16 protein-coding genes and 1 tRNA gene are annotated in these 15,440 nt (G+C 65.9%); 10 read left to right on the top strand and 7 right to left on the bottom strand.

The annotated features are described in order from the left end of the window. Positions 1 to 54 precede the first annotated feature (54 nt). The 7 genes from AC2FMN_RS16245 to AC2FMN_RS16215 all read left to right on the top strand — a co-directional run bounded on the left by AC2FMN_RS16245 (position 55) and on the right by AC2FMN_RS16215 (position 5,595). Positions 55 to 567, top strand: a complete 513-nt coding sequence (locus AC2FMN_RS16245; protein WP_170391323.1) for a MarR family winged helix-turn-helix transcriptional regulator — start codon at positions 55 to 57, stop codon at positions 565 to 567. Continuing rightward, positions 564 to 1,265, top strand: coding sequence for a response regulator (locus AC2FMN_RS16240; RefSeq protein WP_496689442.1), 702 nt, complete (start codon positions 564 to 566; stop codon positions 1,263 to 1,265). Before AC2FMN_RS16245 ends, AC2FMN_RS16240 begins: the two co-directional genes overlap by 4 nt. A 69-nt stretch (positions 1,266 to 1,334) precedes the next feature. Further along, a complete protein-coding gene (locus AC2FMN_RS16235) occupies positions 1,335 to 2,261 on the top strand; it encodes a histone deacetylase family protein (protein WP_496689441.1) in 927 nt (308 codons plus the stop codon). Beyond that, on the top strand, positions 2,258 to 2,500 hold the full coding sequence (locus AC2FMN_RS16230; protein ID WP_496689439.1) for an exodeoxyribonuclease VII small subunit: 243 nt from the start codon (positions 2,258 to 2,260) through the stop codon (positions 2,498 to 2,500). Before AC2FMN_RS16235 ends, AC2FMN_RS16230 begins: the two co-directional genes overlap by 4 nt. Continuing rightward, a complete protein-coding gene (locus AC2FMN_RS16225) occupies positions 2,500 to 3,366 on the top strand; it encodes a polyprenyl synthetase family protein (protein WP_496689438.1) in 867 nt (288 codons plus the stop codon). The genes AC2FMN_RS16230 and AC2FMN_RS16225 overlap by 1 nt, the downstream gene beginning before the upstream one ends. A 15-nt stretch (positions 3,367 to 3,381) precedes the next feature. Further along, the gene (gene dxs / locus AC2FMN_RS16220; protein ID WP_496689436.1) at positions 3,382 to 5,310 is read left to right on the top strand and encodes a 1-deoxy-D-xylulose-5-phosphate synthase; all 1,929 of its coding nucleotides are present in this window, start codon (positions 3,382 to 3,384) and stop codon (positions 5,308 to 5,310) included. Between the two features lie 209 nt (positions 5,311 to 5,519). Continuing rightward, a tRNA-Thr gene (locus tag AC2FMN_RS16215) sits at positions 5,520 to 5,595 on the top strand. Positions 5,596 to 5,686: 91 nt separating this feature from the next. On the opposite strand, the gene AC2FMN_RS16210 is transcribed toward AC2FMN_RS16215, so the two are convergent. The 5 genes from AC2FMN_RS16210 to AC2FMN_RS16190 form a co-directional block, all read right to left on the bottom strand. Continuing rightward, a complete protein-coding gene (locus tag AC2FMN_RS16210) occupies positions 5,687 to 5,851 on the bottom strand; it encodes a hypothetical protein (protein WP_496680133.1) in 165 nt (54 codons plus the stop codon). Beyond that, positions 5,852 to 6,145, bottom strand: a complete 294-nt coding sequence (locus AC2FMN_RS16205; protein ID WP_496689434.1) for an ABC transporter permease — start codon at positions 6,143 to 6,145, stop codon at positions 5,852 to 5,854. Positions 6,146 to 6,504: 359 nt separating this feature from the next. Beyond that, positions 6,505 to 8,043, bottom strand: a complete 1,539-nt coding sequence (locus AC2FMN_RS16200) for a tripartite tricarboxylate transporter permease (RefSeq protein WP_496680135.1) — start codon at positions 8,041 to 8,043, stop codon at positions 6,505 to 6,507. Positions 8,044 to 8,052: 9 nt separating this feature from the next. Further along, complete coding sequence (locus AC2FMN_RS16195) at positions 8,053 to 8,484, bottom strand: tripartite tricarboxylate transporter TctB family protein (protein WP_496680137.1); 432 nt, start codon at positions 8,482 to 8,484, stop codon at positions 8,053 to 8,055. Positions 8,485 to 8,562: 78 nt separating this feature from the next. Next, positions 8,563 to 9,531 (bottom strand): Bug family tripartite tricarboxylate transporter substrate binding protein, encoded by a 969-nt coding sequence (locus AC2FMN_RS16190; RefSeq protein WP_496689432.1) that lies wholly within the window; start codon positions 9,529 to 9,531, stop codon positions 8,563 to 8,565. Positions 9,532 to 9,689: 158 nt separating this feature from the next. On the opposite strand from AC2FMN_RS16190, the gene AC2FMN_RS16185 reads away from it, so the two are divergent. From AC2FMN_RS16185 to AC2FMN_RS16175, 3 genes are read left to right on the top strand one after another with little or no spacing between them, the layout of a single operon-like run. Then, complete coding sequence (locus AC2FMN_RS16185) at positions 9,690 to 10,361, top strand: response regulator transcription factor (protein ID WP_496680140.1); 672 nt, start codon at positions 9,690 to 9,692, stop codon at positions 10,359 to 10,361. Further along, positions 10,354 to 11,751, top strand: coding sequence for a sensor histidine kinase (locus AC2FMN_RS16180; protein ID WP_496689430.1), 1,398 nt, complete (start codon positions 10,354 to 10,356; stop codon positions 11,749 to 11,751). Before AC2FMN_RS16185 ends, AC2FMN_RS16180 begins: the two co-directional genes overlap by 8 nt. Beyond that, positions 11,748 to 12,788 carry an ABC transporter substrate-binding protein gene (locus AC2FMN_RS16175; protein WP_496689428.1) on the top strand — a complete coding sequence of 347 codons (1,041 nt, stop codon included), beginning with the start codon at positions 11,748 to 11,750 and terminating at the stop codon, positions 12,786 to 12,788. The genes AC2FMN_RS16180 and AC2FMN_RS16175 overlap by 4 nt, the downstream gene beginning before the upstream one ends. Here the strand turns inward: AC2FMN_RS16175 and AC2FMN_RS16170 are convergent. Further along, entirely contained in the window at positions 12,785 to 14,305 is a 1,521-nt protein-coding gene (locus AC2FMN_RS16170; protein ID WP_496689426.1) for a heme biosynthesis protein HemY, read from the bottom strand. The two genes, AC2FMN_RS16175 and AC2FMN_RS16170, sit on opposite strands and share 4 nt — an antisense overlap. 10 nt (positions 14,306 to 14,315) lie before the next feature. Then, a partial coding sequence (locus AC2FMN_RS16165; protein ID WP_496689424.1) for a COG4223 family protein occupies positions 14,316 to 15,440 on the bottom strand: 1,125 nt, incomplete at its 5' end.

The following is a 15,440-nucleotide window of genomic DNA, read 5'->3' as shown; positions in this document are numbered from 1 at the left end:
GGAATGTCAATAACGCTGACTTAAAGTCGGAGCGTGTAACGAATGAGGCCCGATATGTCCGAGATCCGCCCCGCCCCGGTCTTTGGCGGAGAAAGCCTGTTGTTTCTGACGGATGAACAGCTTCGGCAGGGGATCGAGGCGATGTTCTTTGCCTATCGCGGCTTTACCGCCGACCCCGACCGCATTCTGAGCGAAATGGCCTATGGCCGGGCGCATCACCGGGCGATCCATTTCATCAACCGTGCGCCGGGCACCACGGTGAACAACCTGCTGGCGATCCTGGGGGTGACCAAGCAGTCGCTGAACCGGGTGCTGCGCACGCTGATCGACGACGGCCTTGTCGAGAGCCGGGTCGGCACCGTCGACAAGCGCGAACGCCACCTGTACCTGACTGAAAAGGGCAAGGCGCTCGAGGCGCAGCTGTCGGACGCCCAGCGCGCCCGGATGCGCGCGGCCTACAAGGAAGCCGGCCCCGAGGCGGTTGCCGGGTTCCGCAAGGTTCTTGAAGCGATGATGGATGCTGATATGCGTCGGGCTTACACGAAACTGCGGGATTCAACTTCATGAGCGACGTGGACGCCCATCTTCTGATCGTCGATGACGACGAACGCATCCGTGATCTGCTCAAGAAATTCTTGATGCGCAGCGGATTTCTTGTGACCGCGGCGCGTGATGCCGCCCATGCGCGGCGGGTCCTGTCGGGGCTGGATTTCGACCTGATCGTGATGGATGTGATGATGCCGGGCGAGGATGGTGTCAGCCTGACCCGTGCCCTGCGCGAGACGCATGACACGCCGATTCTGCTGCTGACGGCACGCGGCGAGACCGAGCACCGGATCGCCGGGTTGGAAGCCGGAGCAGACGATTACCTGGCCAAGCCGTTCGAACCCAAGGAACTGCTGCTGCGGATCAACGCGATCCTGCGGCGGATGCCGGAAACCACAGCGCAGGACACGGCCACCAAGATCCTGCATTTGGGGCCGATCCGCTATGACATCGAACGCGGCGAGATGTGGCAGGGCGAAGAGCCGGTGCGGCTGACCGCCACCGAAAGTCAGTTGATGAAGATCTTCTCGGCCCAGCCGGGCGAGCCGATCAGCCGGTCGAAGCTGGTCGAGGATCTGGGGCGCGACAAGGGGCAGGCGCAGGAGCGTGCGGTGGACGTGCAGATCACGCGCCTGCGCCGCAAGATCGAGCAAGACCCCAAGCAGCCGCGCTATCTGCAGACGGTGCGGGGCGCGGGCTATATGCTGGCGCCGGATTGATTTTGCCGCTGCGCGGCGATTCTTGCCTTCGGCGAGGATATTTGTTGGCCAGATGAACAGGGGACAGCCATGAAAACTGCACTTCTGACCCATGCAGATTGCCTCGGGCATGTCACACCAGATGGTCACCCCGAGCGCGTCGCGCGGCTGGAGCACATCCTGCACGTGCTGCAACCGCTGGATCTGAACAGGGTGGCGGCGCCGCTGGCGGCGGATGACGACCTGCTGCGTATCCATCCCGAGAGCTATATCCGCGAAATCCGTGACAGCCGCCCGACCGAGGGGTTCCGCCAGATCGACGGGGATACGTTCATGTCACCCGGCTCGGTCGATGCGGCCTATCGGGCGGCGGGGGCCGTTGTTCGGGCGGTGGACATGGTGCTGGGCGGTGAGGCGCCGAATGCGTTCTGCGCCATTCGGCCGCCGGGCCACCACGCCGAACGGGAAACCGCCATGGGATTCTGCCTGTTCGGCAATGCCGCTTTGGCGGCGAAGCATGCGCTGGATCATCACGGTCTGGGTCGGGTCGCGGTGGTGGATTTCGACGTGCATCACGGCAATGGCACGCAGGATCTGCTGTGGGAAAAGGCCCGCGCGCTGGTGATCACCAGCCAGCAGATGCCGCTGTGGCCGGGCTCGGGACGGCCGGATGAAACCGGGGCGCATGACACCATCGTGAACATCCCGCTGGCCCCCGGCACCGGCGGGGCCGAGATGCGCGCGGCCTACGAGGCACAGGCCTTTCCCCGGCTGCGCGCGTTCAAGCCCGAGCTGATCATCATCTCTGCCGGCTTCGACGCCCATCAGGACGATCCGCTGGCCAATCTGAACTGGTCCACCGACGATTTCGCCTGGATCACCGCTCAGCTTTGCCGGATCGCCGACGAGCTGTGTAACGGCCGTATCGTCTCGACTCTGGAAGGTGGGTATGATCTGAACGCACTGGCCAAAGCCACACGCGCCCATGTTGAAGAACTGATGAAGGCAGCCCGATGACCGAGACCCCCGTTGAACAGATGACATTCGAGCAGGCGATGAAAGAGCTGGAGGCCGTGGTCGGCCAACTGGAGCGCGGCGACGTGGCGCTGGACCAATCGATCGCCCTGTACGAGCGCGGCGCCAAGCTGAAGAAGCGCTGCGAGGACGAGCTGAAGCGCGCGGAAGAAAAAGTGGCCGCGATCACGCTGGACGCGAATGGCCAGCCCACCGGAACCAAGCCCGTCGAAGATCTCTGATGTTTCGGGAACAGTTGGCGCGGGACGCCAGGCAGATCCAGGCGCAGTTCGACCTGGTTCTTGGCGCCTACGACGATCTCGATGTGACGCGGGCGATGGCCTATGCCACCGAAGGCGGCAAAAGGTTGCGCGGATTCCTGGTGCTGGAAAGCGCGCGCCTGCATGGCATCGACGAAACCTCGGCGATCTGGCCCGCGACGGCCATCGAGGCGCTGCATGCCTACAGCCTCGTGCATGACGACCTGCCCTGCATGGACGACGACGACCTTCGGCGCGGCCGCCCGACGGTGCATGTGAAATGGAACGAGGGCATCGCGGTTCTGGCCGGTGACGCGCTACAGACGCTGGCCTTTGAGCTGTGCGCCCGGCCAGAGGTAGGGCCGGCGGAGATCCGCGCAGACCTGACCCTGACGCTGGCGCAGGCCGCGGGCGCGCAGGGCATGGTGCTGGGACAGGCGCTGGACATCGCCGCCGAAACGGCGCAGCGACCCCTGTCGCTTGCGGAAATCACCCGGCTGCAGGCGGGCAAGACCGGGGCCTTGATCGAATGGTCCGGCTGCGCCGGGGCCCGGCTGGCCGGCGAAAATCCCGAACGCATGCGTCGTTATTCCCGGGCGCTGGGTCTTGCTTTCCAGATCGCCGACGACATCTTGGATGTCGAGGGCGATGCCGAAAAGGCGGGAAAGCGCCTGCAAAAGGATGCCAAGGCGGGCAAGGCCACTTTCGTTTCGCTGCTGGGTCTGGATGCGGCCAAGGCGCGCGCGGCCGAGCTGGTGGATGAAGCCTGCGCCGCCCTCGACAGTTACGGAGAGCGGGCTGAAACCTTGAAGGAAGCCGCCCGCTTCGTTATTGCGCGTGAAAGCTGAACCGTAAGGGATGCCATGTCAGACCGTCCGAACACCCCGCTTCTGGACCTTGTGAACCGCCCGGCGGATCTCAAGCAGTTTTCGGACGCGCAGTTGCATCAGCTGGCAAACGAGTTGCGGGCCGAGACGATCTCGGCCGTGTCGGTGACCGGCGGGCATCTGGGCGCGGGGCTAGGCGTGGTTGAGCTGACCGTGGCCCTGCACGCGGTGTTCGACACGCCGCGCGACAAGATCATCTGGGATGTCGGGCACCAGTGCTATCCCCACAAGATCCTGACCGAGCGGCGCGACCGTATCCGCACCCTGCGTCAGAAAGGCGGCCTCAGCGGGTTCACCAAACGCAGCGAAAGCCCCTATGACCCATTCGGCGCGGCGCACAGTTCGACCTCGATCAGCGCGGCGCTGGGCTTTGCCGTGGCCCGCGAACTGGGCGGGGTCACACCCGAGGGGCTGGGCGACGCGATCGCGGTGATCGGCGACGGGTCGATGTCGGCCGGCATGGCCTTCGAGGCGATGAACAACGCCGGCCACCTGAAAAAACGCCTGATCGTGATCCTGAACGACAACGAGATGAGCATCGCCCCGCCCGTGGGTGCGATGTCAAACTATCTCTCGCGCATCTATGCCGAAGAGCCGTTCCACGATCTGAAAGCAGCGGCCAAGGGGGCGGTGTCTCTGCTGCCCGAACCGTTCCGCGAAGGCGCCAAGCGCGCCAAAGAAATGCTCAAAGGAATGGCGGTGGGCGGCACCCTGTTCGAAGAGCTGGGATTCTCCTATGTTGGCCCGATCGACGGGCATGACCTGGACCAGCTGCTGCCGGTTCTGCGCACGGTCAAGGCGCGGGCGACCGGGCCAATACTGATCCACGCGCTGACCAAAAAGGGCAAGGGCTATGCCCCGGCCGAGCAGGCCCGCGACAAGGGCCATGCCACCGCCAAGTTCGACGTGGTCACCGGCAAGCAGCAGAAGGCGCCGTCGAACGCGCCGTCCTACACCTCGGTCTTCGGCAAGACCCTGGTGGACGAGGCCAGCCGCGACGACAAGATCGTGGCGGTGACCGCGGCGATGCCCGACGGTACCGGGCTGAACCTGTTCGCCGAACGCTACCCATCGCGCTGTTTCGACGTGGCGATTGCCGAGCAGCACGGGGTCACGTTCTCGGCCGCGCTGGCGGCGGGCGGGCTGAAACCGTTCTGCGCGATGTATTCCACGTTTTTGCAGCGCGGCTATGACCAGGTGGTGCACGACGTGGCGATCCAGCGCCTGCCAGTGCGCTTTGCCATCGACCGCGCGGGGCTGGTGGGTGCTGATGGCGCGACTCATGCCGGGTCGTTCGACATCGCGTACCTGTCCAACCTGCCGGGCATGGTGGTGATGGCCGCCGCCGACGAGGCCGAGCTGGTGCACATGGTCGCCACAGCCGCCGCCCACGACGACGGCCCCATCGCATTCCGCTATCCGCGGGGCGAGGGCGTGGGGGTCGATCTGCCCGAACGTGGGCAGCTTCTGGAAATCGGCAAGGGCCGCCTGATCCAGTCGGGGGCGCGGGTGGCGATCTTGTCCTTCGGGACGCGCTTGGCCGAAGTGCAGAAGGCCGCAGAATCGCTGGCCGCCCGCGGTATCACCCCGACCATCGCCGACGCCCGGTTCGCCAAGCCGTTGGACCGCGACCTGATCCTGGACCTGGCCGCCAACCACGAGGCGCTGATCACCATCGAGGAAGGCGCCATCGGCGGGTTCGGCAGCCACGTGGCGCAACTGCTGGCGGATGAGGGCGTGTTCGATCGCGGCCTGAAATACCGCTCGATGGTGCTGCCGGACATTTTCATCGACCAGGCCAGCCCCACCGACATGTACGCAGTCGCAGGCATGAACGCCGAGCATATCGAGGCCAAGGTTCTATCGGTGCTGGGTGTGGCTTCGATAGGTGAACGGCGCGCCTGAATCCGGGCGTCTTTCATCAAGCGGCCGATTGCGCCGCGCCACCGACCCAAGGTCGCGGGTCAGGCCGCCAATCGCTCTTGCAAGGCGGCAAGCCTTGGTTTAAGGGACGCCCCGAGGTCGCCTCCACCGACGCGTCGGGTCACAATTGCCCCGGTCGGACAAGGTGCAGGGATCCGCAGGGCCATCACGGCCCATGACGCAAGAAGGATGCCGGTGTAGCTCAGCTGGTAGAGCACGTCATTCGTAATGATGGGGTCGGGGGTTCGAGTCCCTTCACCGGCACCATTCTTCTTTGGAACCAAGAATACTCGGCAGATCGCGCGGTGGGACACATTGGTCTCGGCCATTCCGCAGGACGGTTCGGCTCGGAGCCGGGTTAACGGGCCGAGGGCATCGACTGACGAAACCGGCGCAAGGCCAGCGCGAAGAAGGCCGCCCCCAGACCGGCCATGATCGCCATCTGCGGCCAGACAATCGCAGGACCGCCCCCGCGATAGAGGATGGCCTGGGCAAAACCCACGAAATGGGTCGAGGGAGACACCTACATCGCCATGCGCTGCCAGTCCGGCATGCTTTCCATCGGGGTCGTGCTGCCCGACAGCAGGTTCATCACGATCAGCACCGGCAGCGCCAGCAGGCCGAACTGGGGCATCGACGACGTGAAAGTGGCCAGCAGGATGCCCAACCCAGTCACCGGGGCCAGGTAGCTGACGGGCCCCAGCACAAACAGCAGCACCGAGCCCGCAACCGTTCCGTTGATCGTCAGAACCCGGCCCGAAATGACCTGCCCGATCGAAACCGCGTGGTGCAGACCGTGCGCCGACAGGATCCGCATCCACTCGGCTCACCGTTTGTTCAGGCGGGTCGGGCACCAGCAGGTCCTCGTGGCAGTCGGGGCCCCGCAGGGCCGCAAGTTGGGCCTGTGCGTCCGAATATGGCCCGACAGGCACCATACCCGGAGGCGCGAATTCCAGCGCGGTGACGAGTTGGTGGATGGCCTGACGGTCATCCGGGCGGACCGTCAGACACTGTTCCAATTCGAGAATCTGCGCTGCCTGTGGCACTGGCTTCGCCTGCTGCCTGCGTCTGCGGACCCGTCCTGCCTAACCTGCACGAGAAAATCGTCAACAGCGCAACCCGACCCCCGAGGGCCGCCGCCCGCCCGGATGGGCGGAGGGCGGGATGGCGCGGCGGTCAGTCGCTGATCGCGCCTTCTTCGTCGCGGCGCTGGTGCATCCGGGCCTTGACCCGCGCACCCACGATCAGCGGCAGGATGAAGCCGATCACGGCGATGGTCCACAACCCGATGGACAACGGGCTGTCGATCAGGGTCCACCAGTTGCCATTGTCGATGGTCACGGCGCGGCGCAGGTTGTTCTCCATCGCGTTGCCCAGCAGGGTGCCCAGGATGATCGGGACCAGCGGCACGTCCAGCTTGCGTAGGACCCAGCCCATCACGCCGAACCCGATCATCACCAGCAGATCGAAGGTGGACCCCGAAATGCCGTAGATGCCGACAAAGCTGACCATGGCCACGATCGGCATCAGGATGCGCGACGGGATCATCAGCACGCGGGTGAACAGGCCCACCATCGGGATATTCATGGCCAGCAGCATGAAGTTGGCGATGAACAGCGCGGCCACCAGCCCCCAGACCACATCCGGGTTCTGGGTGAACAGCAGCGGCCCCGGCGTGATGTTCAACGCCAGCAGCACCGCCAGCAGCACCGCCGTGGTGCCCGACCCCGGCACGCCCAGCGCCAGCATCGGCACCAATGCGCCCCCGGCGGCGGCGTTGTTGCCGGCCTCGGGCGCGGCCACGCCGCGCGGATCGCCGGTGCCGAAGGTGTTCTCCTTGTCCACCAGCCGCTTTTCCATCGTGTAGGAAATGAACGACCCCAAAGAGGCGCCCGCGCCCGGCAGAACCCCCGCGATGAAGCCCAGAAACGAGGTGCGCAGCATCGTGGGCGTGCAGCTTTTGATCATCGACATCGGCGGATACAGCTTGCCGATGTTCAGCTTGCGGCCCTCGGCATCGGACCCTCCATGGCGATGTTCCAGAAAGATGAACACCTCGGACAGGGCGAACAGGCCGACGATGGCCACCAGAAAATCCAGCCCGTCATACAGATGCACTTCGCCGAAGGTAAAGCGCGGCACGCCGGTCTGGGTGTCCACCCCGATGGTCGCAAGCCCAAGGCCCAGCGCGGCGGCAAAGGCCGATTTCGCCTGGTTGGTCGAAGACACGCCGCCCAACGTCATGAAGGCCAGCGCGAACAGGGCGAAATATTCAGCCGGGCCGAACAGCAGTGCGATCTTGACCAGCTGCGGCGCCAGCACGATTAGGCCCCAGGTCGCCAGGAACGCACCCACGAACGAGGCGATTCCCGACAACGACAGCGCCTCGCCCGCCAGGCCCTTCTTGGCCATGGGGTGCCCGTCAAGACAGGTCATCATCGCGGGCTCGTCACCGGGGATGTTCAGCAGGATCGACGAGATCCGCCCCCCGTACATCGCCCCGTAATAGACACTGGTCAGCAGGATCAGCGAGGGCGTCGCGCCCAGCCCCAGCGTGAAGGCCAGCGGGATCAGGATAGCCACGCCGTTCGACGGGCCCAGCCCCGGCAGCGCGCCCATGACCGTACCCAGAAAGCAGCCCAGCAGGGCCAGCATCAGGTTCTGCCAGGTCAGCGCGATGGCGAACCCATCGCCCAAGGATGCAAGAGTTTCCATGATGCCCCCCTAGAACCCCAGCGGCCCTTTGGCCAGTGACAGGCCCAGAACCAGGTGGAAAATGACATAGATGCCCAGCGAAGTGCCAATTCCGACAAGGATGCACTCGATCGGGCCCGAACCCAGCCGCCAAGCCAGATAGGTGGCGGCAAAGGCCGTGGCGATGACGAACCCCGCCACCGGCAGCAGTTCGGCATACAGGATCAGAACGACCACGGCGGCGCCGACCTCGACCAGCCGGCCCAGCGCGGGCCATTCGGGTTCGGCATCCGGGCGCAGCGCGATGATGGCGCTGGACACGCCCAGAATGGCGGCGATGATCAAAGGAAAGGCCTTGGGCCCAACGGCATCGGACAGAAAGCTTTCTTCGATCGCCAGGGCGGATATCGCGAATCCGATGGCGAGAAGCAGCCCGACGACCCCGAAGATGCGGTCACTCATCGGTGTCTCCTGTTGTTCGGGATGAAAAAGTGCGGGCGCCACACGGTTGCGGCACCCGCCTGCACGTGAGTGGTGCGGTTACTTGATGATCCCGATCTCTTTCGAGATCGCCTGGATCTGGGCCACCGAGTCAGCGACGAAGTTCTGGAAGTCATCGCCCTGCAGGTCCAGCGGGGCCAGGCCGTTGGCGGCCATCACTTCTTTCCACTCGTCCGAGGCATAGAGCTGACCGATCTTGGACACCCAGTCATTGTAGGCCTCGTCCGACATGCCGCCGGGGGCATAGAAACCGCGCCAGTTCGCACCGATAGCGTCCACACCCTGTTCCTTGGCGGTCGGGAAATCGGCGAATTCGCCGGGCAGACGTTCAGGCGCCAGAACAGCGATCACCTTGATGTCGCCGGAATCCACGAAGCCCTTGGCCTCGGAGATATCGCCGGTGAAGGCCTGGACCGAGCCGGCCAGCAGCTGGGTCACCGCCTCGCCGCCGCCGTCAAACGCGATGTATTTGACCGAGCGGACATCGTCGATGCCATAGGCGTTGGCCGCGATCAGCACCTTCAGGTGGTCCCAGCCGCCCACGGCCGAGCCGCCCGCGACCGAAACCGAGGACGGGTCGGCTTTGATCTGGTCCAGCAGCTCGGGCAGGGTATTGACCGGGCTGTCGGCAGCCACGGCGATCACGCCATAATCGGCGCCGATCGCGGCCAGCCAGCGGACCTGATCCATGGTGTTGCCCGGATAGGCGCCCTGGGCCAGACGAGTTGCGGTTGCGGCGCTTGCGGCGACAATCAGTTCGTTGTCGTCATTGCGCTTGTTCACCACCTCGGCAAAGGCCACGCCCCCGCCGCCACCGGCCAGGTTCACCACCTGCATGGTCTGGTCGATCAGGCCCAGATCCTGCAGCGACTTGCCCACCTGACGGCAGGTAAAGTCCCAACCCCCACCCGGGTTGGCCGGAGCGATGCATTCCGTCGCGTTGGCGGCAAAGCCAGTCAGGGCAAAGACTGCGGCGGCTACGACGCCGCCGGTTCCAAACAGTTTCATTCGGTTCTCCTCCTCAGGTCATTCTGGCCGTCTTGTGTGCGGCCGAAACCGATCCCCGCAGGGGCCGCGTGGCGCAGCCCTTTCTTGCAGGTTGGTTTTCTTTACCGAATAATGCTGTCACGAACCTGTCACGGTGCGACGGGCGATCGGGGGAGGCCATGCGTGTATTGATGATCGAGGATGCCGAGGATCTGGCCGAGGGCGTCGTGGCCCATCTGGGTCGGTCCGGTGTGGTGTGCGATCTGGCGACCTCGGTCGAGGCGGCCCATGATTTCCGCGCGGTCCAGTCCTATGACGCGATCCTGCTGGACATCAATCTGCCCGATGGGTCGGGCCTGGGTTTTCTGGACCGGATTCGCGCCGCCGGAGACCGCACGCCGGTTCTGATGCTGACCGCGCTGACCGCAGTCGAGGACCGGGTCGCCGCGCTGGACAAAGGGGCCGACGATTATCTGGGCAAGCCGTTCGACCAGCGCGAGCTCGAGGCGCGGCTGCGCGCGCTGGTGCGCCGCGATGCTGACCGCAAGAGCGAGCAGATCACGCTGGGCCCGCTGGTCTATGCCCCCAAGGACCGCAGCGCCACGCTGGGCGGCAAACGCCTGAACCTGACCGCGCGCGAGGCCGCCGTGCTGGACGCCCTGATCCGGCACGAGGGGCAGTTCCTGTCCAAGGCGCGACTGTACGACTCGCTCTATGGGTTCGAGGATGCCGATGTGGGCGTGAACGCGATCGAGCTGTATATCGCCCGGCTGCGCAAGAAATTCTTGGGTAGCGGCGTGGCCATCACCACCCAGCGCGGGGTCGGGTACCGGATCGGCCTGCATGGTTAGGCTGCCCCTGCCCCACAGCCTGACCGCCCGGGTGCTGAGCGCGGTGATGCTGATCCTTGTTCTGGGCGGCGTGCTGGTCGGCCTGTCGATCTGGGCCAACGGCCGGCTGGCGGCGCGTCAGGCCTATGACAGGCTGCTGCTGGGCGCGGCCAGCGACATCGCCGAATCCGTGCGCATCCAGGACGGCCAGCCCATCGTCGACCTGCCGGTTTCGGCATTTGAGCTGCTGGCCCAAGCCCCGGATGACCGGATCTATTACGCGGTGCGCGGGCCCGACGGGCGCTTTATCACCGGGCTGGACCCGGACACGGTGATCGCGCCCCCGCAGCCCGTCAACCAGTCGGCCCAGTATTTCGCGGCCGACTTGAACGGGGAACCGGCCCGGTTCGTCCGACTGCCCCGCCTGTTCGCCGAGCGGGACTTTTCCGGCGAAGTCGAAATCGTGGTCGGGCAGACCTTGCTGGCACGGCGCGCGATGACCACCGGCCTGATGCTGGATGCCCTGCTGCCGATGGCGGTGGCCGGCGCGTTGCTGCTGATCATGTCGTGGTTCGTCACCCGTTCGGCGCTGCACCCGCTCGAGGCGATGTCGGATGACCTGATCCGCCGAGACCCCTATGACCTGACGCCCGTGGCCAGCGACGGGCTGCCGCGCGAACTGCAGGTCATGATCGCGGCGATGAATCGGTTCATGGGGCGGCTGGACCGGCAGGTTCTGTCGATGCGTAACTTGATCGCCGACACCGCGCATCAGTTGCGCACCCCAGTCGCAGCGATCCGGGTGCAGGCAGAGATCGCCCAAGCCGACCCCGACAGCCCCGCCGGGCGCCGGGCGCTGGACCGGTTGCTGACCCGTACCCGGTCATTGGGCACGCTACTGGATCAGCTTTTGTCGCGCGCGATGGTCATCCACCGCATCGACAGCGCCCCGCGCTTGCCGGTCGATCTGCGCGAAGTGGCGCTCGAGGCGCTGGAGCAGAGCGACCACGAGGTGATCGCCCCCGGCGTCGAGGTGCATCTGAAAATCGGGGAAGACCCGGTCTGGGTGCGGGGCGATGCGTTTTCGCTGGGCGAAGCCACCAAGAACCTGCTGGGCAACGCGCTCCGCCATGGCAAGGCCCCGGTCAGCATCGGGGCCAGCCTGGACGGTGGCCGCGCCGTTCTGTGGGTGCGCGACAGCGGCCCGGGGCCGGACAAGTCGGTATCCGCCCGGCTGGGCGACCGGTTCAACCGCAACGCAGGCTCGGGCGAGGACAGCAGCGGGCTGGGCCTGTCGATCGTCAAATCCACCGCCGAGGCCTTTGACGGCACCGTCGAGATGACCCGCACCGATGACGGGTTTCGCGTATCGCTCAGCTTTCCGGCGGCCACCGAAGGAACAGGCGCATGATACGGTTTCTGATCCCGCTGGCCCTGTGTCTGCTGATGCCTGCTACCCGCACTGCAGCGCAGGAGGCGGTGACCGAATTCGGCACCGGGCCTGCCCCCCTGCTGGTGCGCTCGACCACGGATATCGGCATCATCCGCCCGGTGATGGAGCAGTTCGCGGTGCAAAACCCCGACCTGACCATCACCTATGAACAATGGGGCTCGAACGCGCTGTTTCAGCACAGCAAGACGGCCTGCAAGACCGGCGACAGCCCGGCGGATGCGGTGTTTTCCTCGGCCGTTCAGCAGATGGTCTGGCTGGTCAATGCCGCCTGCGCCCATCGCTACAGCTCGGCCCTGACGCAGGCGCTGCCCCCGGCCCGGCGCTGGCGGGACGAGCTGTGGGGGATTACCACCGAACCCGCCGTCATCGTCTACAACAAGGACCGTCTGGACGATCTGGAGGTGCCGCGCAGCCGCTTTGCCCTGCTGGACGCGATGCGCACCCGCCCCGACCTGCTTCGCGGCCGGGTAGCGACCTATGACATCGCGGCCTCGGGGCTGGGCTTCCTGTTTGCCTATGGCGACAGTCTCGAGGCCACCACCTTTGGCTCGTTGATAGAGGGCTTTGCCCGGATCGACGCGGTGGCCACCTGTTGTTCGGCCGAGATCATCCGCGACGTGGCCCGGGGACGGTTCCTGATCGCCTACAACGTGCTTGGCTCATACGTGGCCAACGCGCAGGACCCCGCGGTTGGGGTGATCCTGCCCGAGGATTACACGCTGGTGCTGTCCCGCGCCTTCATGATCCCGAGAAACGCGGGCAACAGCGCGGGCGGGCAGCGGCTGCTGGATTTCCTGCTGTCGCCGACGGCGCAGGATCTGCTGGCCCGATCGGGGTTGGTGGCGCGGATGGATGCGGCCGAAACCGGCCTTGCGCCCAGCGCGCGCCGATTCATTCCCCTGTCACCCGCCCTGCTGGTGGCCAGCGACCCGAACCGCCGGGCCGAACTGTTCAACCTGTGGAATGACGCCTTCGACGTGGAAACCGCCCGCTAGGAGGTTTTGCCGGTATTCTCAGGAACCGGCTCTGCGCCGCCTTCGTCCGGTGCCGCCGCGCCTTCGGGCTCGGGTTCGATGACCTCTGGCGCTTCGGCATCTTCGATCTCGGCCTCCTCGACCTCGTTCGATTGATCCTCGAGCGCACCCACGATCAGCGGCAGCATGTGAACGCCGGTCGCGGTGGCAATCTCGGGCGTTTTCGGCCTCTGCCAACTCAGCGTATCGAAGCTGTGGCAGGTGGAACAGACCGGCGCCCATTCGGCATGGATGTCGTGGCAGTTCTCGCAGACCCATTGTGGCCCGCGCGGCGCGTTCAGCGCCTTGGCCAGCCAGCCCTGAACCACCGCGTCCGACGCCCCCTCGCCCCGTTCGATCGCGGCCATCAGCGTATAGGCCCGCGCGTCGGCGCCCTTCTCAACCAGATCGCCCAGCACACGGCGGGCTTCGGGGAAATCCTCGGCCACGATGTTCAGCTCGGCCCGGATCAGGCGGGTCTCGGGGTGGTCGGGGTGGATGCGGGTCAGGGTGGCAAAGCGCTTGATCCGCTCTTCGGGTGTCTCGTCCGGGGCGATCTCGGCAAAGGCATGGGCCAGGTCGGGATGCGGCTGCGCCTCCCATGCCTTTTTCAGAATTTTGGTCGCCGCGCGCGGCTTGCCCTTGGCGATATAGGCCCGCGCGGACATCGCGGCGGCGGGCACCAGATCGGGTGACAGGCGGTTGGCCTCGATCGCACGCTCCTGCTGTTCGACGGAGGCGGACTCGTCCAGAATGTCCTTGGCCTCGGACAGGGCCAGCACCGCGTCGCGGCGGCGATAGACGTCGCGCGGCAGGTATCCCGCCTTCAGCTTGGCGGTCAGGGTCGACCGGGCCCCGGCCCAGTCTTGCGCCTTGGTCTGCAGGTTCAGCAGAACGTCCTGCGTTTCTTCGTGCCGCGGCTTCAGCTGCAACGCCTTCTCGGCCAGCTTGCGGGCTGTGTTCTCGTCCCCCTCGGCCAGCTTCTGCTTCAGAATGCCCCGCACCCCGACGAAACGCGTCGCCGGATCGCTCACCAGCTTCTTGTAGGTCTCGGCCGCCTTTTTCGTGTCGCCGGTCATCTCGGCCGCCTGGGCCACCAGCAGGTTGGTCAGTTCAGGCTTGTTCAGCAGCTTCTCGGCCTTGCGAGCCTTGGTCAGCGCGATGCGCCCCTCGCCCGAGGCCAGCGCCATCAGCCCGTCGGCCAGCGCCTGGTATCCGCGCTGCTCGCGGCTGCGGTCGAAATAGCGTGACAGGGCGGTTTCGTCACCATTGATGAATTTCAGCGTGGCGATCAGCAGGCCCAACAGCTTCAGCCCCAGCCAGACGGCAAAGACCAGAACCCCCAGCGCGATGACCGACTGCAGCGGGCTAAGCGTGATTTCCAGCCCAAGGGCGGTGATCTGAACGCCGCCGCTGGATTCCATCAGGTAACCGGCGCCCATCGCCAGCAGGCCGACGATCACAACAAAAACAAGGATCTTCAACAATGACCACAGCATGACAGGCCCTTCAGTTCGAGTTCACGCCGGAAACCAGCGCATTGACGGCAGTCTCGGCCTCCAGCCGGGTCTTTGCCGCCTGTATCCATTCGGCCATGGCCGGTTTCGCAGCCTCGGGCAGCGCGTCCAGCTCGGTAAGGGCCGCCGCCAGATCGCCCTTGCCCATCGCGGCCTGCGCGCGCGACAGGATGGCGTCGGGGTCGCTGCCCTCTTTCGGCGTGACCGAGCGCGCCCCGGTCTGGCGTTGCAGAAACGCGATCAGGCCCGTGCCCTTGTCCGCCGCGCGGGCATCGGCCAGCGCCGCGCGGGCGGCGGGCGGGAAGCCATCGCGCAGATCGGCAAGGGTGGCCACGCCGTCATCGGCCGGTCCCGAAAGGGCATCCGGCACGGAAACACCACCGGCTTGCAACTGGGCAACCAGGTCCGAATACGGGCCACCTGCGTCTAGTTGGCCCCGGATCTTGGCCAGCGTCGCCAGGTTTTCGGCCGCCTGTGCCTGAGCCTTGGCCTGCGCTTCCTGCGCCTGGGCGTCAGCCACCATCTTTTCGACCTCGGCGCGTTGGCCGGCCAGAGAGTCCTGCAGTTTCTTCAGCTCGGCCTCGACTGCGGCAACCGTTTCGGGCGACGCCGCCTCGGTCAATGGGCGCGCCTCGAGCTTGGCGACCCGCTCGGCCAGCGGGTCGATTTTGCCGGACAGGGCGTCGAGGCTGGATTTGATGGTGGAGATCTCGCTTTCGATCGGCGCCAATTTGGCGCTCAGCGCGGCAATCTCGGCGGTCGGGTCCGGGGCTGCAGCCAGCTGCTTGCCCAAGGCGGCCAGTTCCTCGGCCTGACCGGACAGCTTGGCCTCGAGCGCCGCAATGGCCTCGGACGGGTCCGACCCGACAGGCCAGAGCAAATCACTGCGCCCGGCGGCAAAACCGATCGCGGCGGCAACCACCCCGCCGATCAAGGCCGGCAGAAATCCACCGCGTCGGGGCGTGGTTTCCTGTTTGGGCGGTTCTGCCTGCATATCATGGGATCGGGCTTCGGCTTCGGCTTCGGCTTCGGCTTCGGCTTCGGCTTCGGCTTCGGCTTCGGCTTCGGCTTCGGCTTCGGCTTCGGCTTCGGCTTCGGCTTCGGCTTCGGCTTCGGC

The organism is Ruegeria sp. BHSC037 (genome assembly GCF_059613045.1).
Note: the sequence above shows the minus strand (reverse complement) of the source record. Positions and strands in the feature narration are given on the sequence as shown.